The organism is Microbispora bryophytorum, from assembly GCF_043197435.1.
Lineage (GTDB): Bacteria > Actinomycetota > Actinomycetes > Streptosporangiales > Streptosporangiaceae > Microbispora > Microbispora bryophytorum.
This window is the reverse complement of sequence record NZ_JBICTF010000001.1, coordinates 115,617-136,624: the sequence shown is the minus strand read 5'-3', so window position 1 is coordinate 136,624 and position 21,008 is coordinate 115,617. Positions and strand designations below refer to the sequence as shown.

Genomic DNA, 21,008 nt, shown 5'->3' with positions numbered 1-21,008 from the left:
GTCCGGCGTCACCGTCCGGCGTCACCGTCCGGCGTCACGGTCCGGCGTCACCGTCCCGCGTCCGGGATCTTCGGAGGGCTACCGCTGCGGAGCCCGGTAGACCCGCACCGAGTCGACATAGACCGTGCCGCCGGAGGCGTCGTTGCGCAGCACCAGGCCCATCTGGGACCGGGGGACGTAGGGGCCGGTGTAGTTCCACACCTGCCTGCCGTCCAGCCAGAACGTCACCCGGCCGGGGAGCCAGTCGACGGCGACCGTGTGCCACTGGGTGAGGTCGGTCCCCAGTTCGGCTCTGGCCAGTTCGCGGCCCTGCCGGACGGAGAGCTCCGCGCGCCGCCCGCCCGCGATGCCGGCCACGCCGATCGCCGCGTCCTCCGTCTGGGCGTTCTCCGTCCCCGCGCCGTGCGTCCCCGCGCCGTGCGTCCGGCCGAACTGCGAGACGCCGTCCTGCGGCCCGGCGTATTCCGAGTCGTCGCGCCATGAATCGTCAGAGCGCGAATCGTCAGAGCGCGAGGCGTCGTACCGCGAATCGCCATACCGTGAGGCGCCGTATCGCGATTCCCCGGGCTGGGAGCGTTCGTATCGGGAGTCGCCGGTTCGGGAGCTTCCGGTTCGGGAGCCGGCGCCCCGCCGCGCGTTTCCGTCCTGGGCGGCGCCCGACTGGGCGGACTGCAGCAGCGCGACGGGAAGCGCGCCCTGCTCGGCCCGCAGGCGGATCTCCCAGCGGCCGTACTGCTGGACCGGCGTTCCGGACAGGTCCGCGCCGGCACCCCCGGCCAGGCGCAGCGCCTGCCCGCCGAAGTCCTCGGCCAGGGCCGGGTCGCCCCAACCGGCGGCGGAGGCGCCGGCTGGCGGCAGCGGCGTGGCGGACGGGGGCAGCGGCGTGGCCGAGGGCGCACGCGGTGTGGGGGAGGGCGCACGCGGCGGCGGGGAGGACTGCCGCCCGGCCCCGTTCGCGCCTCCGGGGGTGGCCTGGGCGGGTGAGCGATCCGCCCGGGGCACGTCTTCCGGTTCGATGGCGTTCACCACGACCGGCCGGTCGGCGGTGCGCACGGGCTGCGCGAGCCGCATCGGCGGCTCGGTCTCGGTTCCGGTCGTGGGTGCGGGCGTCGCCCGCGGGCCGGACGAGAGGCCGGGAGACGGAAGGGGGGAGGGGCGCGGCGACGGGGCCGCGGCGATGTCGCCGATCTTCTCCGCGACCGTGGTGTCGCCGATCGCGTCCGCGGCCTCCTCGCCCTTCCGGCCGGAGTCCTCGCCGGCGGATGCCCCGGCCAATGCGCCGGCGGGTGCGGCGGCCGCGGTGGCGGTCTGCGTCGCGCTCAGCCCCGCCGCGTTCGCGTTGCCCGGCGGCGCGCCGGGAGAACCGGGGGAGGACGCCGACCCTTGTGCGGTGGACTCGTTCCCGGCGTTGAACACCTTCGTGGAGTCCCCGTTTGAACACGCCGTGGCGGCGGCGATGAGCATCGCCGCCGCCACCGCTAAACCAGGCCCATGACGTGACATGAGCCGAGTTAATCACAAGAATTCACTCAGTTAACGGCCTATATCCGGTAATATCGCTTGCCTTTACGCGCAGGTCTTCTCGTAAACGCGGAGCAGTTCCATGCTGATTCGCTCGACCGAATAGCGGGAACGGGCGCGGTCGGCGGCCGCGTAGCCGATGGCCGTGCGCAGGGTGGCGTCGCCGAGCAGGCGGCGGATCCGGTGGGCGATCTCCAGCGGGCGGTCGGGCCGGGTCAGGAATCCGGTCACGCCGTCCACCACCGAGTCGAGGTGCGCCCCGGTGGCCGAGGCGATGACCGGAATGCCGCAGGCCATGGCCTCCAGCGCGGCCGTGCCCGTGGGGACGGTCGGCGGCAGCGACAGCACCAGGTCGGCGCTGCGCATGAGCTTGGGCATCGCGGTGTGCGGAACCATGCCGAGCATCTCCACGCGGTCGGTCACGCCGTGCTCCCCGGCGAGGGCGCGCAGCCGCTCGACGCTCTGGTCGTCGCCGCCCGCGATCACGAGCTCGGCGTCCGGCACGGCCCGCAGGGCGTGCACGGCCCAGTCGGCGCCCACGTGTCCCACGTGGAGGAGGCGGGGCCGCTCGCCCCTCGGGAAGGCCGGGCCCTGACGGCGGAAGCGCTCGATGTCCACGCCGTGCGGGATGACCGAGATGTTGCGGCGCGGCACGCCCATCCGGATCAGTTCGGACTCCTCGTCGGCGCAGGCGGCGATCACGGCCCTGGCCCGGCGGCCGATCGCGCACTCCAGCCGCCGCACGGGCGCGGCGCTCCGGGCGTCGTCGTAGTGACTGTGGAAGGTCTGGGTGACCGGCACGCCCAGGCCCTCGGACCCGGCGATGGCGGCCAGGCCGCTGGACCACGAGTAGGCGTGGATGATGTCCGGGCGGTGCTCCCGCCACCTGCGGCGCAGGCCGTCGCTGAAGTCCGAGATGTACGGGAGGAGGTCGCTTTCCGACAGCTCCACATCGGGTCCGGCGGGCACGTGCTCGACGCCGTCCCCCCGGACCTTCGAGCGGGTGTAGACCGTCACCCGGTGGCCCCGGCCCAGCTCGCGGGCGATGGCGGGAGTGTCGGGAGTCAGCTCGTGCGCGGAGACGATTGCGATATCCATGGCACACCTCAAGACAGGAAGGCGTCTGAAAGGGTGTGCCTGCGTCTTAGGCACGTTCGATGTAGATGATGTTTACCTTACTCTGATTCGCGCTAAACACCTAATCGGGAAAAATCGGGCCGACTCCCGTGGGCCCGACTCCCGTGGGCCCGACTCCCGCGGTTCCACTCCCGTCAGCGGGGCCGGCGCAGCGTGAGGACGGTGATCTCGTCGACCGCGTGGCTGCCGCAGAAGGCCCGGTGGTCCTCCTCGATGGCCTTGACGACCGCGCTCGGGGGCTGCCCGGCGCAGCGGGCGAGGGCCTCGGTGAGCCGCTGCTCGCCGTAGTTGTCCCCGGCGGGGCTCTGCGCGCCCACCAGGCCGTCGCTGTACAGCACGAGCGTCTCCCCCGGCGACAGCGTGAGCTCCTCCGTCGGGGGGACCGAGCCCTCCTCGAAGCCCAGGGGGACGCCGCCGCCCTCGGAGAACCTGACGCCGCCGCCCGGCTGGATCAGCGCCGTGGGATGGTGCCCCGCGGAGGCGAGCCGCACCTTGCGACCCCGGACGAAGCCCGCGGCGGCCATCACGAACAGGCCCGTGTTCTGCGCGACGAGGGCGTCGCTGACCTTGCTCAGGGCCTGCCCGGGGTCGTCCTCCCACACGCTCAGCACGCGCAGGCCGTTGCGGACGATGGCGGTAACGGAGGCCGCCTCCTCGCCGCGTCCCGCCGCGCTGCCGATCACGAAGCCCCATCCGTTCTTGACGGGGAACACGTCGTAGAACTCGCCGCCGATGGCGCGTATGCCGGAGCCGCGGTGGTAGGCGGCGGCGATCTCGAAGCCGGGGATTTCGGGGAGCGTGCGGGGGAGCACGCCGGTCTGCAGGGTGTCGGCGGCCTGCGCCCGGCGCTGGAACCCCTGCTGGGCCCGCATCGCCAGGCCGAGGTGCAGGCCGATCTCCTCCATCAGGCCCAGGTCGGCCAGGCCGAACGGCGGCCGGTCGCGCAGCCGCACCAGCGTGAGCACGCCGCGCGCCTCGCCCTCGGTGCGGATCGGCACGCTGAGCAGCGAGCCCGCCCGCATCGCCTGAAGCACGTCGCCGCCGAGCAGGGAGTCGTCGGTCAGCATCTCGTGGACGACACCGCTCTGCGTGGTCATCACCTGCTCCACGACCGGGGCCAGCGCCGGCGGGGCCTCCTCGACCGTCCGCTGCAGCCGCCCGACCGGCTGGTCACTCGGGCCGATGACGACCGACCGGACCAGGTCGCCGTCCCTGGCGACGTCCGCGATCACCCAGTCGGCCGTCTCCGCCGCCAGCAGGCGGGCGGCCCGCAGCAGGGCGACGGGCTCGCGCAGGCTCTCCTCGTCCAGCAGTAGGCCGGTCAGCCGCGACAGCAGTTCGTGCCGCCTGGCCGCCGCCAGGACCGCGGCGTCGTCGGGCACACCCGCCTGTACGGCGGGCTCGGGCAGCTGGACCTCGGTGGGCAGCACGACCCCGGCGATCATCTCCTGCGGCTCGCCCGGCATGCGCAGGCGGCTCAGCACCAGCCGCACGGTGTGGGCGCGCCCCTGGTGGGCCAGCCGGGTCTGGAACGAGGCGCTGTCGTCGCCGTGGAGGACGGCGGCGAGGCGCTGCCGGAACGCGGCCCGGGCGGTCACGTCGACGAGCAGGGGGAAGGCGCGGCCGATGAGGTAGCCGGCCGGGCTGCCGAGCAGGCGCGTGGTCTCGTTGTTGATACGGCGCACCGTGCCGCCCGTGTCCATGATGATCACAGGGATCGGCAGTGCGCGGAACACCTGGCGCAGCAGCTTCTGCTCGCGCTGGCTGCCGCCGTCCCTGCGCCTGCGGCTGCGCGCCAGCTCGCTCAGGGCCTTGCGGACCAGTTCCTCGGCGGCGTCCAGCTCCCGTAGCATCGCACCTGGATCGGGATCGTCCCGTAGGGTGGCGATGCGGTCGGCGAGCCCGCTCAACGCGCGCTCGAGCTCGGCGGTGTCGGGCAAGCTGCCTCCCTCTCTCGACGTAGACGCTACGCCAAACCCCGGGTCTAATCGATCCAGCCTGGATTAACCCGAAAACTATGGGAACGGTCTTTCTACCATGGAGACGACATCCATTCTCGCGCGTGACCTCGCGGCGCTGGGCCGTGTGACGGGGGGCACGTCGGCCGAGGGCGTTCTGCGCGGCATCACCGAGGCGGTCGCGCGCGGCGTGCCCGGCTGCGCCGGCGGCACCGCCGAGCTGTGGATGGAGGAGCGCGTGCTGCTCGCCGCCTCCCACAGCGAGCTCACCGTGCTGATCGATCGAGAGCGCGACCTGCGCGAGGGCCCTTCGAGGGAGGCGCTGTCCACCGGGCGTTCGGTGACGATCCCCGACGTGATGCGCGAATCCCGCTGGTCCCGCTACGCCGCCACCGCCGTGCGGCACGGGGTGCGCTCGGTCCTCGTGGTGCCGATCGCCGTGGAGGGAGCCGTCGCGATCATCGGCCTGTACGGCGTGCGCCCCGGCGTGTTCAGCTCCGGCGGCTCACTCATGGCCCTGCTGCGCGAGCAGGTCACCGTGGCGCTGGCCAACATCTGGGAGTTCGACGACGTCCTGACCGGCGCGGCGCAGATGCAGGAGGCCCTGGCGGGCCGGTCGGTGATCGACCAGGCCAAGGGCATCATCATGTCGAAGAGCGGCTGCTCCGCCGAGGAGGCGTTCGATGAGCTCAGACGGGTGTCGCAGCATCACCAGGTCAAGGTGGCCGACCTCGCCAAGCTCCTGGTGACCGAGCACCAGCAGAAGCACGGGGGAGCGCCCCCGGCCTGAGCGGAGCCGTACGCGCGGGCCGTGGCCGGCAGGGGTGGCAGCGGGCGCGGCGGCGCGGGGCGGCGTGAAGTGCCCCCGCGGGGCGGCGGCAAGATGCGGGGGACGCGGTGTGAAGTGGCGGATTCAGACGGCGAACGCGGCCAGGGCCTCGTCGAGGGTGTCGAACAGCGGCAGCCGCTCCGACAGTCCCGTGACCCACATCACCTTGGAGTTGGGGTACTGCACGGAGATCAGCGCGAAGTTGCCGCCGGCCGTGGTCGAGCGCTGCCAGTTGTGCACGATCAGGCCCAGCGCGCGGGAGTCCATGAACGTCACGCCGCCCAGGTCAAGGATCATGTCGGGGCCGTGGTCGTCCGCCGCGGCGTCCAGATAGTCCGAGAACTGCTCACGTGTCGTGGCGTCGAGGACACCGTTCACATGGATCACCACGATGTCCCCCGCCATACTGGACGTCAGGGACAGCAGTCCGTTGTTAGACACCTCGCGCCTCCTCTTCGGCAACATTACTGGTGCAGAAGGGGTGGTGATACTCCTGATTTTGCGGCAATATACTGAAGCAGAGGTCCAGCAGAGGGCCTCGTCTCGACACTGTAGCGAGGCGCGCCTTCTGCTTGGTCACCCCAGCGCACAGGCGCCCTCGCGAGAAAAATACGAGGGGACTGCGCAGATGGCTGCCGAGGTTCGTGCAGAGACCGTCAGCAATCCGACCGCCGAAGAGCTCCTGGCCGAGCTGGCCGTGGACGGACTGTCCGAGGAGCGGCGGGAACGCCTCCGCGAGAAGATCGTAGAAATGCACCGTCCGATGGCGAGGGACATCGCCCGGCGGTACCTCAACCGCGGCGAGCCGATGGAAGACCTTCTCCAGGCCGCGTACGTCGGCCTCATGAAGGCCATCAACGGCTACGACCCCACGCTGGGCCACAGCTTCCGCGGGTACGCCATGGTCACCATGACGGGCGAGGTCAAGCGGCACTTCCGGGACCGCACCTGGGCCGTCCGGGTGCCCCGCCTCTACCAGGAGCGCCGGGCCGAGCTCAACCGGCACGTCGCCGACATGACCCAGGAGCTGGGCCGGTTCCCCACCGTCGCCGAGCTCGCCAAGAAGATGGGTCTGTCCGAGGAGGACATGCTCCTCACCATGGACGCCTCCTCGGCGTACAGCACCCTCTCCCTCGACGCGCCGATCGGCGCCGACGACGACGCCGCCGCCCTCGGCGACGTGATCCCCGAAGAGGACGACGCGCTCGACACCCTGGTGGACAGCGAGGCGTTGAAGCCTCTCCTCGACCTTCTCCCCGAGCGGGAGAAGAACATCCTCCTGCTGCGTTTCTACGGCAACATGACGCAGGCCGAGATCGCGGCGGAGTTCGGCATATCGCAGATGCACGTCTCACGGATCCTCCGCAAGACCCTCGACCAGCTCCGGGCGGAGCTTGTCGCGGGATGAGAGGATGCGACGACGCCCGGGACACCGTCTGTGCCAAGGCGGTGTCCCGGGGTATCTTCGTCCTGCCCACAGCCCATAGATCCTGAGACGGCCAGATTTCCGGCGGGAGGCGTGTACCGGGTGAAAGATGACGGCGTTCCCGCGCACGTCACCAGAGCGGCAAGGGAGTGTGCATTCTCCTTAGCCGATCTGCCCGATCTGCGGGAGTACGCCGCCGCCGAGGCGCTGCGTCGCGGTATGCGGGAGGACGCGATCGGCGACTTCCTCGTCGCGCTCAACGAGGTCACCACCAACGCCGTCACCCACGGGTCGACGAAGGCGCGGCTGACCATCTGGAGCGAGGGGCCGGCCCTGGTGGTCGCCGTGCACGACGACGGCCCGGAGTGGCGTCTTGAGGGCGAGCCGGGCCACGACCCGCCTCCGGAGGACGCGACCAGCGGCATGGGGCTGTGGGTCGCGCGCATGCTGAGCAGCGACCTCCACGTCACCACCGGTCCCGGCGGAACAACCGTGACGATGCGTTTCCGCGTTGGGCAGGGGTAGGGGACAGCCATGGCTGTCCCACGGATTCTGATCGTCGGCGGCGGATACGTCGGCATGTACACCGCACTCCGCCTGCAGCGCAGGCTCCGCCGCGGCGAGGCGCTCGTGACCGTCGCGGACCTCGACTCCTACATGACCTACCAGCCCTTCCTGCCGGAGGCGGCCGCGGGGAGCATCGAGGCGCGGCACGTCGTCGTCCCGCTCAGGCGGGTGCTGAACAAGTGCCAGATCCTCAGCGGGCGGGTCACCCAGGTGCGGCTGGGCGACCGCAAGGCGGAGTTCACCCCGCACCAGGGCCCGGACCTCACCATCGACTACGACTACCTGGTCGTCGCGCCGGGCTCGATCTCACGGCTGCTGCCGGTGCCCGGCCTGGCCGAGCACGGCATCGGCTTCAAGACCATCGAAGAGGCCATCGCCCTGCGCAACCACGTGCTCGGCCGCCTCGACATCGCCGCGTCCACGCCGGACCCGGAGGTCCGCCGCAAGGCCCTCACCTTCGTCTTCGTCGGCGGCGGCTACGCCGGGGTGGAGGCCCTGGCCGAGCTGGAGGACATGGCGGCGGACGCGCTCAAGTACTTCGAGGGGCTGTCCCGCGAGGACATGCGCTGGATCCTGGTCGAGGCCACCGACCGCATCCTGCCCGAGGTGGGCCCCGACATGGGCAAGTGGACGGTCCTGCAGCTGCGCGCACGCGGCATCGAGGTCCGCATGGGCACGCTGCTGAAGTCCGCGGAGGGCCGCCGCATCGTGCTGAGCGACGGCGAGGAGTTCGACGCCGACACCCTCGTCTGGACGGCGGGTGTCAAGCCCAACCCGCTGGTCGGCGCCGGCGACCTGCCGCTGGACAAGAAGGGCAGGATCAGGGTCGATCCCTGCCTGCGCGTGCACGACACCGGCTTCGCCTTCGCCGCGGGCGACTGCGCCGCCGTCCCCGACCTCACCCGGCCGGGCGAGTTCTGCCCGCCCAACGCCCAGCACGCCGTACGGCAGGCCAAGACGCTGGCCGACAACCTGCTCGCGGCGCTGCGGGGACACTCCCAGCGGCCGTACCGGCACAAGTACGCGGGGTCGGTGGCGAGCCTGGGACTCTACAAGGGGGTCGCGCAGATCTACGGCCGGGAGCTTCGCGGCTTCCCCGCCTGGTTCATGCACCGCACCTATCACCTGACGCGGATGCCGACCTTCAACAAGAAGACCCGGATCCTCATGGACTGGACCCTCGGGCTCTTCTTCCCCCGGGAGATCATCTCGCTGGGGGCCATCGAGGAGCCGCGCAAGGAGTTCACCCTGTCGGCCCGCTCGTGACCCACGGTGGGAGATGCCCGGTGACCCACGGCGGGAGACGCAGTGTGACTGGGAGATGCCGGGTGACCCGCCCGGGGGAGTGCCGCGTGGCCCGAGGCCACGCGGCACTCCTCAGCCCACTTCTGTGGGGGTGTCGTCGCCGGCTAAAGCCCCGGCGATCAGTGTCCCGTTGAACTGGGCCGAGTAGAGCCGGTGGTAGGCGCCCCGGGCGGCGAGCAGTTCGTCGTGGGTGCCGTGCTCGACGATGCTCCCGGCCTCCATCACCAGGATGAGGTCGGCGTCGCGGATGGTGGACAGCCGGTGGGCGATGACGAAGCTGGTCCTGTCGCTGCGGAGCGCGGCCATCGCGTGCTGCACCAGGACCTCGGTGCGAGTGTCGACCGAGCTGGTCGCCTCGTCCAGGATGAGCAGGGACGGGTTGGCGAGGAAGGCGCGGGCGATGGTCAGCAGCTGCTTCTCGCCGGCGCTGATGTTGCCGCCCTCCGCGTCGATCACGGTGTCGTACCCGTCGGGAAGGGTGCGGACGAACCGGTCGACGTACGTCGCCCGTGCCGCCGCCTGGATCTCCTCCTCGGTGGCCCCGGGGTTGCCGTAGGCGATGTTGTCGCGGATCGTCCCGCCGAACAGCCAGGTGTCCTGGAGCACCATGCCGATCTGGGAACGCAGGTCCTCGCGGCGCATCGCCGTGATGTCCGCGCCGTCGAGGGTGATGCGGCCCGCGTCCAGCTCGTAGAAGCGCATGATCAGGTTGACCAGCGTGGTCTTCCCCGCGCCGGTCGGGCCGACGATCGCGATCGTGTGCCCGGGCTCGGCCACCAGCGACAGGTCCTCGATGAGGGGCTGCTCGGGGTCGTACCTGAAGGACACGTGCTCGAACTCGACGCGCCCCCTCCGGATGGCGGGCAGCGCCGGGTCGGCCGGGTCGGGCTCCTGCTCCTCGGCGTCCAGCAGCTCGAAGACCCGCTCGGCGGAGGCGACCCCCGACTGCAGCAGGTTGGCCATCGAGGCGACCTGCGTCAGCGGCTGGGTGAACTGCCGGGAGTACTGGATGAACGCCTGGACGTCGCCCAGGCTCATCGATCCGCCGGCGACCCGTACGGCGCCGACGACCGCGATGGCGACGTAGTTGAGGTTCCCGATGAACATCATCGTCGGCATGATGATCCCGGAGATGAACTGGGCGCCGAAGCTCGCCTTGTACAGGGCCTCGTTCCGCTCCCGGAACACCTGCTCGACCTCCGGGCCCCGCCCGAAGACCTTCACGAGCTCGTGACCGGTGAACGCCTCCTCGATGTGGGCATTCAGCGTGCCGGTGTGGGCCCACTGGGCGACGAACTGCTTCTGCGAGCGCTTGGCGATCTGCCCGGTGACGACCATCGTGACCGGGATCGTCACCAGCGCGATCACCGCGAGCAGCGGCGAGATCACGAACATCATGACCAGCACGCCGATCACGGTGAGCAGCGAGGTCAGCAGCTGGCTCAGCGTCTGCTGCAGGGTCTGGGACACGTTGTCGATGTCGTTGGTGACCCGGCTGAGCAGTTCGCCGCGCGGCTGGCCGTCGAAGAACCTCAGCGGGAGCCGGTGCAGTTTGTCCTCGACGTCGGCCCGGAGGCGGAACACCGTCCGCTGCGTCACGTCGTTGAGCAGCCGGCCCTGCAGCCACATGAACAGCGACGCCGCGACATACAGCACCAGCACCCAGGTCAGGACCGTGGCCAGCGCACCGAAGTCGATGCCCTGACCGGGGACGAGGTCCATCCCCGCGACCATGTCGGCGAAGTCGCCGTGGCCCGAGGCGCGCAGTCCCTGTACGGCCTGCTCCTTGGTCGTTCCCGCGGGCAGCCGTCCGCCGATCACACCACTGAAGATCAGGTCGGTCGCGCGGCCGAGCAGCTTCGGCCCGATGACGGAGAACACCACGCTGATCACGGCGAGGGCGATCACGGCCAGGAGCCTCGGCCGTTCTGGGCTCAACCGGCGCAGCAGCCGCCGGACGGAGGGGCCGAAGTTCATCGACTTCTCCGCCGGCATCTGCCCGCGGCCGAAGGGCCCGAAACCGCCGCCTCCGGCGGGCCGCGGTCGCACCGGTGCTGTGGGCCGTGCCGTGGGCCGGTCGCTCATACCGCACTCCCCGCGGTCAGTTGGGACTCGACGATCTCGACGTACGTCGGGCAGGAATCGAGCAGTTCGTCATGGGTGCCGATGCCGACGACGACGCCGTCGTCCAGGACGACGATCTGGTCGGCGTCGGCGATGGTCGAGACCCGCTGGGCGACGATCACCACGGCGGCGTCGGCCGTGTGCGGGCGCAGCGCGGCGCGCAGCCTGGCGTCGGTGGTCAGGTCGAGTGCCGAGAACGAGTCGTCGAACAGATAGATCTCGGGTTCGGCGACCAGCGCGCGGGCGATGGACAGGCGCTGGCGCTGCCCGCCGGACACGTTTGTGCCGCCCTGGGCGATCGGCGCCTGCAGCCCCTCGGGCATGGCCTCGACGAAGTCGCGGGCCTGGGCGATCTCCAGCGCCTGCCACAGCTCCTCGTCGGTGGCGTCCGGGTTGCCGTACCGCAGGTTGCTCGCCACGGTGCCGGTGAACAGATACGGCTTCTGCGGCACCAGCCCGATGCGCGTCCAGAGCATCTGGGGGTCGAGGTCGCGCACGTCGGCGCCGTCGATCAGCACGGCGCCGGAGGTCGCGTCGAACAGCCGGGGCACCAGGGAGAGCAGGGTCGTCTTCCCCGACCCGGTGCTGCCGATGATCGCGGTGGTCCGTCCCGCGGTCACGCGGAAGGAGACACCGGACAACACCGGCGCCTGCGCGCCCGGATAGCGGAACTCGACGTCACGCAGCTCCAGGTCGGCCCGGCGGTCCACCTGCCGTACGGGACGCTCGGGTGGGCGCACCGACGATTCGGTGTCCAGCACCTCGGCGATGCGCTCCGCGCAGACCGCGGCGCGCGGAATCATGATCGAGATGAAGGTGGCCATCATCATCGACATGAGGATCTGCATCAGGTACATGAGGAACGCCGTGAGGGCGCCCACCTGCATCTCGCCGCTGTCCACCCGGGCGGCGCCGAACCACAGCACGGCGACGCTGGAGGCGTTGAGGATCAGCATCACGGTGGGGAAGATGAGCGCGGTCAGCCGCCCGACGCGCAGCGCCGTCCCGGTCAGCTCGTCGTTCGCCTGCGCGAACCGGTGGATCTCCTCACGCTCCCGGACGAAGGCCCGCACCACGCGAATGCCGGAAAGCTGTTCGCGGAGCACCTGGTTCACCACGTCGATGCGGGTCTGCATGGCGCGGAACTGCGGGACCATGCGGAAGACGATCAGCCCGATCGAGACCAGCAGCACCGGGACGCAGACCAGCATGAGCCACGACAGCCCGACGTCCTGACGCAGAGCCATGATGATGCCGCCGACCCCCATGATGGGCGCGGCGACCAGCATCGTGCAGGTCATCACCACGAGCATCTGGATCTGCTGCACGTCGTTGGTGTTGCGGGTGATCAGCGACGGAGCCCCGAACTCGGCGACCTCCCGCTGGGAGAAGCCGCTCACGCGGTGGAAGACCGCCGACCGGACGTCCCGGCCGAACCCCGCCGCCACCCGGGCACCGTGATAGACCGCCGCGATCGAGCAGGCGATCTGCACGAGGGACACGGTCAGCATCCAGCCGCCGGTGGCCAGGATGTAGCCGGTGTCGCCGGTGGCCACCCCCTGGTCGATGATGTCGGCGTTCAGGCTGGGCAGGTAGAGGGAGGCGATCGTGCCGACGAGCTGGAACAGCACCACCGCCGTCAGCGCGGGCGAGTAGGGGCGCAGATACGTGCGGAGCAGGCGGCTCAGCACGGCCGTGGTCCAGGGGAGCGCCGCGGGGAGGGCAAAATCATGCCGAACACGCTATATGAGCAGCTAGCTCGTTCACGCATGATTTTTCGGCAGGAGCGGACAGCGCATCGGCGCCGGCCTCCTGCGCGATGCCGCACGAGGGACGTCGGGCGGGGCGGGCGAGTTTTCGCCGGCATACGCTGCTGCGGTCTCGCGGGAGAAAGTGCTCCCACGAGACCGCTTCGCGTTTTTCCGGCCTGTGTTGTCCGGGGGATTCCAGGCTGCGTTGTCCGGGCTGGGTTTTCTGGGGAGGCGTCCGGCCGCGGGGTCAGCGACGGACGCGTCCGCCGCGCCAGCCGCCGCGCCAGGAGTTCACCCCGGCGGTGCCGATGCCGGCCTGGTGCAAAGCCAGCAGGCACAGGCCGAGGGCGAGCAGCGCGGTCAGGCCGATGCCGATGCTCGCGTTGAGGAGGTCAAGGAGAAAGGCGATCCCGAAGACGACCGCCGCGGCGATGGCGAGCATTGTTCCCTCACTTCCGGGTCAGGTGGGCAAGTAACGCGTGGTACTCGTGCAGGGCCAGGCGCAGCGCCTCGGTGTCGCCCCGCTCGTTGTCCTTCCACTGGTCGAGCAGCGCCTGCCGGCGGGTGGTGAGGGCCGACAGGGCCTCCTCCACGAGCGCGTCCGCCTGCTCGACCGACTGACGGGGATCGTCGACGAAGCCCGTCTTGACCTCGCGCCACCGGCTGTCCAGCGTCTCGTCCAGGAAGGACGCCGTGCCGGAGGCCGGGGTGGTGGCGGGGTAGTTCACCGGACCGTCGACGGCGGCGCCGGCAGTGGCGGGCGTGGTGGCGTCCTCGGAAGTCGTGGTGTCCAGAGCGGTCACACCGTCCCGGGTGTGGCCGGTGCCGTCCGTCTCAGGGTCGCGGTCCGCGTCGTCGCCGTAGGCGTCGTACGCGCCGGTCGCGTCGTCGTCGGACGGACCCGGCCGGGTGCCGGGCTCGGTGAAGTCGTCCGCACGGCCGTCCGCGACGAGGCGGTCGCCCTCGGCCGTGTGCCTGCCGCCGGTCTGGGGCGACGTGAGGACGTCGTCGCCCGCCTGCTCGTACGGCTCGCGGAAGCGGGAGGTGCCGTCCGCGTCGGTTGTCGCGTCCGTCTCCGCGTCACCGCCGGGTTCCGGTGTCGTGTCCTGCGGGTACGTGCGGTCCTCGGCGTCGCGTGCGGTGCCGTCCGAATACCCGGCGGTGTACGCGTCGCTGGGGGAGTAGACCGGACCGGGGCCCTCGTGCTCGTCCCGCCCGGCGTCCGCGACGGCACTCTCTCGGCGGGCCTCCTCCTCCAGGGGCTCGGGGGTCTCGGGAGTCGGCTGCTCGGCGACCTTGTCGCGCTCGTCGTACTTGTTCGTCCGCATGGTCATCGCCCCGCCTTTCGTACGTTCGCGTGGTGGCCGCTCATCGAGGCGCCGTCATGGCCGTCGGCGAGGGCACCGTTGTGGTTGTTCGGAGCAACGTCGGCGTCGTCGCCGTCGCCGAGAAGCTCGTGGAACAGCGCGCGGTAGTGGACCATGGCCTGGCGGAGTTCTTCCGTGGTGGCCTCCTGCCGGGCGGCGCGGCTGCTGATGTCGTGGGCGTTGCGGTAGTGGTCGAGCGTGGCGGCGTGGGCCACCGACAGGTCGCTCAGACGCTGCTCGAACTCGTCCGTGGGATAGCCGCGCTCGGCCATCACCGCGGTGACCAGCGTGTCGGCCTCGGTCACGGCGAAGCCGGGAGCGTCCACGAACCGCTCCTGCACCTCGGCCCACTTCCTCGCGTACCCTTCCCGGGTCTGCGGGTTGAGCGGGCGGATGTCCAGCTTGGCGTGGCGCTCCTCGCGGGCGAGCAGTTCCTGCTCGGCCTCTTTACGGCTGTCGCTCTCCCGCACCGTCCGTTCGTACTCGGGCCCGAAACGGTCCTGCAGGTGGCGCCGGCGGTTACGTGCCGACACAAGGTAGCCGACTGCAAGGATCACCAGCACGGCGACGATCACGACGGCCACCCATGCTACGGCGGTCATATCTGCCTCCAGGGGTGAATGCGTTGTTCATCCGCACTGCCCGGGAACACGGCCTTTACGCCTTGCGTAATCGTGGATTCTGCGGGTAATGGGCGGTTGACCAGCAGAGGAGGTAGCCATGGGCTTCGGGGCCAGTCTCGCCTTCATCGCGGTCGGCGCGGTTCTCGCGTTCGCCGTCAAATGGGACGTTCCTGGAATCGACCTGCAAATGATCGGCTGGATTCTCATGGCCGTGGGGGTCGTCAGCATGGTGCTGACCGGTCGCTACACCCGGCGCCCGCGGGCCGAGGAGACGGTGGAGACCATCGAGCCGGACATGATGTACACCGTGGACCCGGCCGCCGATCCGCACGTCCGAGTCCAGGAGACCGAGTCGCACACCGCCGTCCACCCGGACGAGCGTCACGTGCACGTACGCGAGGAGACCGCGCCCCTGCCGCGCGACGGTGTGTGAGCCGTACGGGTCAGGGAGCGGTGCCCGCCGCGTCCGAGGCCTCGCGGACCTCGGCGAGGACCCGGGCGATGTGTGAGTCGTCCCCGGCGGGCACCTCGTGGAAGCCCCGCTCGGGGTCGTAGGCGATGTCGAGCCCGTTGTCGACCAGCCGGTTCGCCCAGCGTAGAGCGGTATTGAGCCTGTCCTTGGGGACCTGGCGGCCCTGGGACGCGGCGGAGAGGTTTCGCAGATTGGTGGCGGGGCCGCTCTGGCTGTGCTCGCGCCGGAGCTTCCAGGGCAGGGCACGGCTGTGGTCCGTCATCGGCTTGGACAGGCCGGCGGCTCGCTTCGCCTGCAGGACACCCGATTCCGTGACACCGAAGTGCTCGGCGAGACGGGCGTTGGTCCACCCGTCGGCGGCCAGCCGGACGAGTTCTTCCTGGTCGATGCGCGCCTTCCTCCCCATGATCGCCAGCCTAGGCCCAGCGGGGCGGTTCGTGTACGCACGAGGGCGGAAACTGCGCTAAGGTTTGGATGTGCCCGGGGAGACCAGGGCAACGGGACGTAGCGCAGTTTGGCAGCGCACTTGACTGGGGGTCAAGGGGTCGTGGGTTCAAATCCCGCCGTCCCGACACTGTTGTAGCAGGTCAGAGCCACAGTTCCCAAGATCGGGGATTGTGGCTTTTCTGTTGTGTCACCCAGGTGTCATCAAGAGTCGCCCTCCCGGACCGTGCCGCCCGGTGACAGATGTCTGTCCAGCGTGTCACGGCATTCGAGGGGTTGCTTAGCCGGGTGCGGGGCCGTGTTCAAATACGATCGGAATCTACGCTGTAAAGGCCTGCGCTGAGAGCAGATTGCTTACTTGGGTGGTCGTCGAGGTTCGTGGACGGATCCGCACCCGTTCTCAACTGTCTCGCAGACCCAGTCTCGCCGTACCGATCGAGGTTGCCTTCGACGACTACACGGCCGACATCGCCGAGAACCGGATTCTGCTGGGTGCCATCGAACGTCTGCAGAGCCTGCCGGGTGTGGCTGCTTCGACCAAGGCATTGCTGCGCCACGTAGCGGCACGTCTGGTCGACGTTGTTCCGGTCCGCGCTGGCGCTGCTCCGCTACCGGCCTGGACACCCAACCGCCTCAATGAGCGCTACCTGCCGGCTCTGCGCCTCGCCGAACTCGTCCTCGGCGCATCGTCGTTTCAGCAGAAGGGCTCACCGGCCCTACAGGTCGACGGGTTCGTGCTGAATATGGCCGAGATCTTCGAGCGGTTCCTCACGACCCGACTGACCGAGCTTCTGCGGCCATGCGGCCTGCGCTGCGCAGGACAGCAAGGGCACCACCGCCTCGACCGCAACGGGCGAACATGTGGGCTTCGAGTCCTGGCTGGAACGCGATCACGTGATGTTGCCCCCGCGCTGGCACAGCTAGACGATCTCGGCCTTGAACTCCGGCGTGAACGAGCGGCGAGGACGCTTCTTCTTCCCCATGCTCTCCATCTTGGACATCCTTCCGGGGACGAACCCCTGATCTCAGATGTCCGTCAAACCGGATCAAGCCTAGACCAAGCCCAGTTTCTGCACTGGGAACGCCATGTTTGTCACCGCAGACCGGTGAGCTAGTCCACCGGGGCGTCAGCGACGGCCAGCGCGTGGGAGCGCGCAGGCCAGGTCGCCGTCAGCGCTGTGCGCTGTCCTTTGGTGCCACGCCCGGTGCGCTCTTGCCGCCCCCGTCCTTCGGTTGTCGTGACGCAAGGGTGCTTGAGCAGGTGGGTGCCCACCTCGGTCGCTCCGGCTGGCCGCGCATGTTAGATTGTGCTCACCATCTTACGTGCGGGGCGTCGCCCGTGCCCTGGAGCCTGGACGGTTTTTGTGCGGACTCGCTGGTGCGACGGATTGGCGGTGGGTGCCGGCTGACGGGGAGTCATGGCAGGCGATAGACGGCAGGCGTGATCTTACACTCGGGGTGTTAGTCCGCTGGTCGATGTGACGACCTGCGACGGGGCAGAAGGCCGACATTACGGAGGGTGATGAATGGGTCGCGTCTCGCAAGCAGAAGCGAAGGTCAACAGAGAGCGAGTGGTGGCCGCGGCCTCTCGGCTGTTCCGTGAGGACGGTGTGGTCAAGGTCGGCATCGCGGACGTGATGAAGTCGATCGGACTGACTCAAGGCGGCTTCTACAAGCAGTTCGCCTCTAAAGATGCTCTCGTTGACGAAGCGACTGCCAAGGCATTCGCCGACAACTTGCACGACCTCGTGGCTCTGGACCACGAGGCCGGGGGGCATCAGGCGGCGTGGCAGTCGCTGCTCGAGTCCTACTTCTCCGTCGAGCATCGCGACAACCCTGGCACTGGTTGTCCCGCAGCCGGTTTCGCGGGCGACATTGCGCGTGAGCCCGAGCACAGGGAGACCTACGCCAGGGGCGTCCAGGAACTCGCGGGGTGGATCGCGCCTGGTGACGCCGGCCTGGCCGCCTATGCCACGCTCGTCGGCGGCATACTTCTTGCCCGTGCCACCGCAGGCACGCCTTTGTCGGAGCAGATCCTGCAGGCGGCACATGCGGCGGTGGCGAGGGCTGCCGACGGTGGTCAACCGGAAACCGGCTGACGTGTAGGCCACCTCGGTGTCCTGACCCGCTTGGTGTCCCGCAGGGGTGTGTGCGCGGCGCCGGTGTTGCTGGCGGTGACCTCCGCGTTGGCGTGCTGGTGGGGCTGACCGTTACCTCCTTCGGCGGATCCGTCCTTTCAGGCGTGGAGTCGGGACGCGATCGCGCCGCGGTGACCTCAGTCGGCGCGGACGCCCGTGTGCAGACCTTCGGCGCCCTGCCGCAGGGACTCGGCGCGCAGGTCCGGAAGGTTACGGGTGTCCGCGAGGCGACGGGCGTCCGGATCGGGCAACGGATCGCCAGCTCTTCGGCCCGTTTCGACCTGTTAGTCGTCGATCCCGAGCCGTACGCCCGTCTCGTGGCGGCCACCGGCCTCGGGTCCTCCCTCCGCGCAGACAGGATGGACTCCGGCACATCGGGGGCCATTCCCATCGTCTCCCCGGCAGTCGCGCGGAAGCTCGGGAAGGGCGTCGGTGACCCGGAGACCGTCAGGTCCTCAGGCGGGTCATCGCACGCGTCGTCGCCACACAGGACGCCATACCAGCAGCCCCCAGCCACGAGTTCGTCATTGCTTCGAAGGCCGCCCTGGCGAAGGTGGCACCCGTGTCCAAGGAGCCGGCGCATGGGTCCTCGGTGCTGTACGCGACGGGGACCGGCATCGACATGAAGGCCCTGCCGCGCCGTCGTGGCCAAGGTCACGCCCAAGACGCAGGTGACGCTACGGCCCTGGCCAACCACGCCTCACTGGTACTGGCCGACGAACCTACCGGCCAACTCGACTCAGCCGCCGAGCAAGTCTTCGACGCATTCCGCACCGCCAACGAAAAGCTCGGCACGGCCATCGTGTTCGTCACTCACGACCGGGCGGTGGCCCTCCGCGGTCGACCGCACCGTCGCCATCCGCGACGGCCGCACCGTCTCCGAGGTCGTCCGCCACACCAGCGTCGACGACGAAGGCCGTACCACCATCCATGCCAGTGAGTACGCCACCGTCGACCGTGCCGGCCGCCTCCAACTTCCCCGTGGCTTCACCTACGCCCTCGACATCCGCAACCGCGTCCGGCGTGAACTCGAACCCGACCACATCGCCGTCCGCCCTGACCATCCCGCGGAGTACGGACAGCCCTGGCAGCGTTCGCCTTTCGCGATGTATAGCGCCGTTGGACTTCTTAGATTGTGAACGTAATCACAGGTGTGGTCGGGCGGACGACCTGATCAAGTCGCGCCGCTGGCAGGTCGGGAGGGGTTTTCCTTTGCGGCAGGGTGGCTCGCCCCCGCCTTATAGATAATTGGTGACATCTATCACGTGGACGCTGTGAGGCGGGGGCCTGCATGATGGGCCCGCACATCATGCCCAACGCATCACCTGCCCCTATGAGGTTCGAATGACCCTGCCGTCGCTGTTGCTGGTCCCCGGAGCGTGGCACAAGCCCGAGCATCTGCAACTCCTCATCGATGACCTGCCCGGCATCGATGTCCACACCGTGGCGCTCACCTCGTGTGGCGACGATCCCAAGGCGCTGGGCGACATGTACTCCGACGCGGCCGCCATCAGGGCCGCGGTCGAGGCGATCGGCGGGCCCGTGGTCGTCGTCGCGCACTCCTACGGCGGCGTCCCCACCACGCAGGCGCTCGCCGATGCGTCCAACGTCAAGAGCATCGTCTACCTCGCCGCGTTCCAGCTCGACGCAGGGGACTCCCTGCTGTCGAGCGCGGGCGGCGACCCGGCACCTTGGTGGGAGTTTCACCGGCAGGAGGGTGTCGGCGACTTCCTGACCGTCGCGAACCCGGTTGAGGTGTTCTACGGCGACGTGGACAGGAGCGTTGCCGAGAAGGCGGCGGCAGCCCTGGGTTACCAGTCCTACGCCGCCACCACCCAGAAGCTGACCGCGGTCGCCTGGCAGACGATTCCGAGCACCTACATCATCTGCGAAGCAGACGGCGCCATCCCGCCCTTCGTCCAGGAACTCTTCGCGAAGCGCGCCGACAGGACGCTGCGGCTGAACAGTTCGCACTCGCCCTTCCTGTCGCAGCCCTCCGCACTCGCCCAGCTCATCAGGCACGAACTCAGCCTGCCCTGAGCCGGCCAGCGCGGACTTCAGCCGGCGCGAGCCCGGCTGCCCCTACTGCCCGCCAGTCGCGTCCGCTGCGGCCGGCAGGCCCCCAACCGCTTCCCCACGGCTCCGCGGGTTGCCGCTCGTGGGCAAGCAGGAGATGCGATCTCGTGACCTGGTTCATAACGGACGAGCCTGAAATGTTTCGCTCCGAGGCGGGACCTTTTCTCGCCGCACGTCCCGACCTGCACACCATGCTGCTGTCCGGACTCGACACGATCGAGCAGCTGCGGTCCGGGGGTGAACCCCCGCCCACGGTGCTGGGCTGGTGGCGGGAACCGGATGAAACAGCGACGACGGCCGCGTTCGTGTGGATGCCACCGCACCTGCTGACCGCGAGCCGCCTTTCCCAGGCCGCGGCAACGCACCTGGCCGGACTCCTGGCCACCCAAGCTCAGCCGTTTACACAGCTCCTGGCCGACGACTCATCGGTCCGTGCCTTCTCCGAAGCGTGGCAGACGACCACCGGCTCCGCGCCGAAGAGCGGACCGCACCTGCGCCTCTATCGTCTTGGCCGGCTCGTGCGCCCTGACGTCGCATCGCCTGGGGCACCGCGGACGGCAAGCGACGGTGACCGGGCTCTTCTCCACGACTGGTGCACCCGTTTCGTCACGGAAGCCGGCTCGCTCGGAGCGGATCTCGACGCATTCATCGACGAGCGGATGAGCCGGGGCGGTTGGCGGTTGTGGACGGTCGGGGACGAACCAGTGGCCATGGCCGCCATGACGTCGGTGGTGGCCGGCACGGCTCGCCTCACCCCCGTCTACACGCTGCCCGAACAACGCGGCCGGGGCTACGGCTCCGCCGTCACCGCAGCCGTTTCCCAAGCTGCCCGCGACGCCGGTGCGGAACACGTACTCCTCTTCACCGACCTCGCCAACCCGACGAGCAACAGCGTCTACCAGCGCATCGGATACCGCCCCGTCTCGGACTACCGAATCGTGGTGTGCTGACACCGCAAGATCAATGAATGGCTGTTCCGGGCAGGCGATCAACGCACTGCCGGAGCCGCAAGACGTTGGCGGCCGCGAATCACTCGCCGCCAACGGCTGCCGGCGATTGCCGCGCCCAAAGACAACGACGCAACGGCTGGATCACACCGTCAGCGAGGCACCAGTGTGAAGTCGGCAGGGACAAGACACGAGATACCCTCGGGCCGCCCAGGCCCGAGGCTTTCAGACAGAGGAAACATCCATGATGGGCGTATCAAGCGGAGCTGATGAACCGCTCGCGGCGGCCGCGTCCCCGGGCAACCGTGCCCCGCGAGCCCTGT

General features: G+C 69.6%; 20 protein-coding genes and 1 tRNA gene. 10 read left to right on the top strand and 11 right to left on the bottom strand.

Translation table 11 applies throughout. The features are described from left to right. Window positions 1–78: 78 nt before the first annotated feature. From ACGFIB_RS00615 to ACGFIB_RS00605, 3 genes are all read right to left on the bottom strand, one after another. Window positions 79–1,476 (bottom strand): hypothetical protein, encoded by a 1,398-nt coding sequence (locus ACGFIB_RS00615; RefSeq protein WP_393367577.1) that lies wholly within the window; start codon window positions 1,474–1,476, stop codon window positions 79–81. Window positions 1,477–1,566: 90 nt separating this feature from the next. Further along, window positions 1,567–2,619, bottom strand: a complete 1,053-nt coding sequence (locus ACGFIB_RS00610; RefSeq protein ID WP_142575557.1) for a glycosyltransferase — start codon at window positions 2,617–2,619, stop codon at window positions 1,567–1,569. Window positions 2,620–2,792: 173 nt separating this feature from the next. After that, window positions 2,793–4,598, bottom strand: coding sequence for a SpoIIE family protein phosphatase (locus ACGFIB_RS00605; protein WP_357250359.1), 1,806 nt, complete (start codon window positions 4,596–4,598; stop codon window positions 2,793–2,795). Between the two features lie 97 nt (window positions 4,599–4,695). Between ACGFIB_RS00605 and ACGFIB_RS00600 the strand changes: the two genes are divergently transcribed. Then, entirely contained in the window at window positions 4,696–5,406 is a 711-nt protein-coding gene (locus ACGFIB_RS00600; RefSeq protein ID WP_142575558.1) for a GAF and ANTAR domain-containing protein, read from the top strand. Between the two features lie 123 nt (window positions 5,407–5,529). Here the strand turns inward: ACGFIB_RS00600 and ACGFIB_RS00595 are convergent, their stop codons facing one another. Continuing rightward, window positions 5,530–5,886, bottom strand: a complete 357-nt coding sequence (locus tag ACGFIB_RS00595) for an STAS domain-containing protein (protein WP_357026507.1) — start codon at window positions 5,884–5,886, stop codon at window positions 5,530–5,532. Between the two features lie 187 nt (window positions 5,887–6,073). Between ACGFIB_RS00595 and ACGFIB_RS00590 the strand changes: the two genes are divergently transcribed. The 3 genes from ACGFIB_RS00590 (at window position 6,074) to ACGFIB_RS00580 (ending at window position 8,704) form a co-directional block, all read left to right on the top strand. Beyond that, on the top strand, window positions 6,074–6,853 hold the full coding sequence (locus ACGFIB_RS00590) for a SigB/SigF/SigG family RNA polymerase sigma factor (RefSeq protein ID WP_142575560.1): 780 nt from the start codon (window positions 6,074–6,076) through the stop codon (window positions 6,851–6,853). A gap of 120 nt (window positions 6,854–6,973) precedes the next feature. Then, window positions 6,974–7,396, top strand: a complete 423-nt coding sequence (locus ACGFIB_RS00585; protein ID WP_357250356.1) for an ATP-binding protein — start codon at window positions 6,974–6,976, stop codon at window positions 7,394–7,396. A gap of 9 nt (window positions 7,397–7,405) precedes the next feature. Beyond that, window positions 7,406–8,704: an NAD(P)/FAD-dependent oxidoreductase gene (locus ACGFIB_RS00580; protein ID WP_142575562.1), complete on the top strand. Its 1,299-nt coding sequence runs from the start codon at window positions 7,406–7,408 to the stop codon at window positions 8,702–8,704. A gap of 111 nt (window positions 8,705–8,815) precedes the next feature. Here the strand turns inward: ACGFIB_RS00580 and ACGFIB_RS00575 are convergent, their stop codons facing one another. The 5 genes from ACGFIB_RS00575 to ACGFIB_RS00555 all read right to left on the bottom strand — a co-directional run bounded on the left by ACGFIB_RS00575 (window position 8,816) and on the right by ACGFIB_RS00555 (window position 14,587). Further along, window positions 8,816–10,828 carry an ABC transporter ATP-binding protein gene (locus ACGFIB_RS00575; RefSeq protein WP_393367573.1) on the bottom strand — a complete coding sequence of 671 codons (2,013 nt, stop codon included), beginning with the start codon at window positions 10,826–10,828 and terminating at the stop codon, window positions 8,816–8,818. Then, window positions 10,825–12,558 (bottom strand): ABC transporter ATP-binding protein, encoded by a 1,734-nt coding sequence (locus tag ACGFIB_RS00570; protein WP_393367571.1) that lies wholly within the window; start codon window positions 12,556–12,558, stop codon window positions 10,825–10,827. Before ACGFIB_RS00570 ends, ACGFIB_RS00575 begins: the two co-directional genes overlap by 4 nt. Window positions 12,559–12,865: 307 nt before the next feature. Next, window positions 12,866–13,060: a hypothetical protein gene (locus ACGFIB_RS00565; RefSeq protein ID WP_142575565.1), complete on the bottom strand. Its 195-nt coding sequence runs from the start codon at window positions 13,058–13,060 to the stop codon at window positions 12,866–12,868. A gap of 7 nt (window positions 13,061–13,067) precedes the next feature. Further along, on the bottom strand, window positions 13,068–13,952 hold the full coding sequence (locus tag ACGFIB_RS00560) for a hypothetical protein (RefSeq protein ID WP_393367568.1): 885 nt from the start codon (window positions 13,950–13,952) through the stop codon (window positions 13,068–13,070). Further along, complete coding sequence (locus ACGFIB_RS00555; protein WP_393367566.1) at window positions 13,949–14,587, bottom strand: hypothetical protein; 639 nt, start codon at window positions 14,585–14,587, stop codon at window positions 13,949–13,951. The genes ACGFIB_RS00560 and ACGFIB_RS00555 overlap by 4 nt, the downstream gene beginning before the upstream one ends. 118 nt (window positions 14,588–14,705) lie before the next feature. Between ACGFIB_RS00555 and ACGFIB_RS00550 the strand changes: the two genes are divergently transcribed. After that, window positions 14,706–15,041: a DUF6458 family protein gene (locus ACGFIB_RS00550; RefSeq protein ID WP_393367564.1), complete on the top strand. Its 336-nt coding sequence runs from the start codon at window positions 14,706–14,708 to the stop codon at window positions 15,039–15,041. A gap of 10 nt (window positions 15,042–15,051) precedes the next feature. Here ACGFIB_RS00550 and ACGFIB_RS00545 read toward each other — a convergent pair whose 3' ends face one another. Continuing rightward, window positions 15,052–15,486: a hypothetical protein gene (locus ACGFIB_RS00545; RefSeq protein ID WP_393367562.1), complete on the bottom strand. Its 435-nt coding sequence runs from the start codon at window positions 15,484–15,486 to the stop codon at window positions 15,052–15,054. A 92-nt stretch (window positions 15,487–15,578) separates the two neighbouring features. Here ACGFIB_RS00545 and ACGFIB_RS00540 point away from each other — a divergent pair. The 3 genes from ACGFIB_RS00540 (at window position 15,579) to ACGFIB_RS00530 (ending at window position 17,623) form a co-directional block, all read left to right on the top strand. Further along, window positions 15,579–15,652: transfer RNA gene (locus tag ACGFIB_RS00540), tRNA-Pro, on the top strand. Window positions 15,653–15,886: 234 nt separating this feature from the next. Continuing rightward, a complete protein-coding gene (locus ACGFIB_RS00535) occupies window positions 15,887–16,639 on the top strand; it encodes a 5-methylcytosine restriction system specificity protein McrC (RefSeq protein WP_393367560.1) in 753 nt (250 codons plus the stop codon). A gap of 411 nt (window positions 16,640–17,050) precedes the next feature. After that, entirely contained in the window at window positions 17,051–17,623 is a 573-nt protein-coding gene (locus ACGFIB_RS00530; RefSeq protein ID WP_142575070.1) for a TetR/AcrR family transcriptional regulator, read from the top strand. 848 nt (window positions 17,624–18,471) lie between these two features. On the opposite strand, the gene ACGFIB_RS00525 is transcribed toward ACGFIB_RS00530, so the two are convergent. After that, on the bottom strand, window positions 18,472–18,726 hold the full coding sequence (locus tag ACGFIB_RS00525; protein ID WP_142575071.1) for a hypothetical protein: 255 nt from the start codon (window positions 18,724–18,726) through the stop codon (window positions 18,472–18,474). A 280-nt stretch (window positions 18,727–19,006) separates the two neighbouring features. Here ACGFIB_RS00525 and ACGFIB_RS00520 point away from each other — a divergent pair, with 280 nt between their 5' ends. After that, window positions 19,007–19,702 (top strand): alpha/beta hydrolase, encoded by a 696-nt coding sequence (locus ACGFIB_RS00520; RefSeq protein ID WP_357264901.1) that lies wholly within the window; start codon window positions 19,007–19,009, stop codon window positions 19,700–19,702. Window positions 19,703–19,845: 143 nt separating this feature from the next. Then, entirely contained in the window at window positions 19,846–20,688 is an 843-nt protein-coding gene (locus tag ACGFIB_RS00515) for a GNAT family N-acetyltransferase (protein ID WP_393367557.1), read from the top strand. Window positions 20,689–21,008 lie beyond the last annotated feature (320 nt).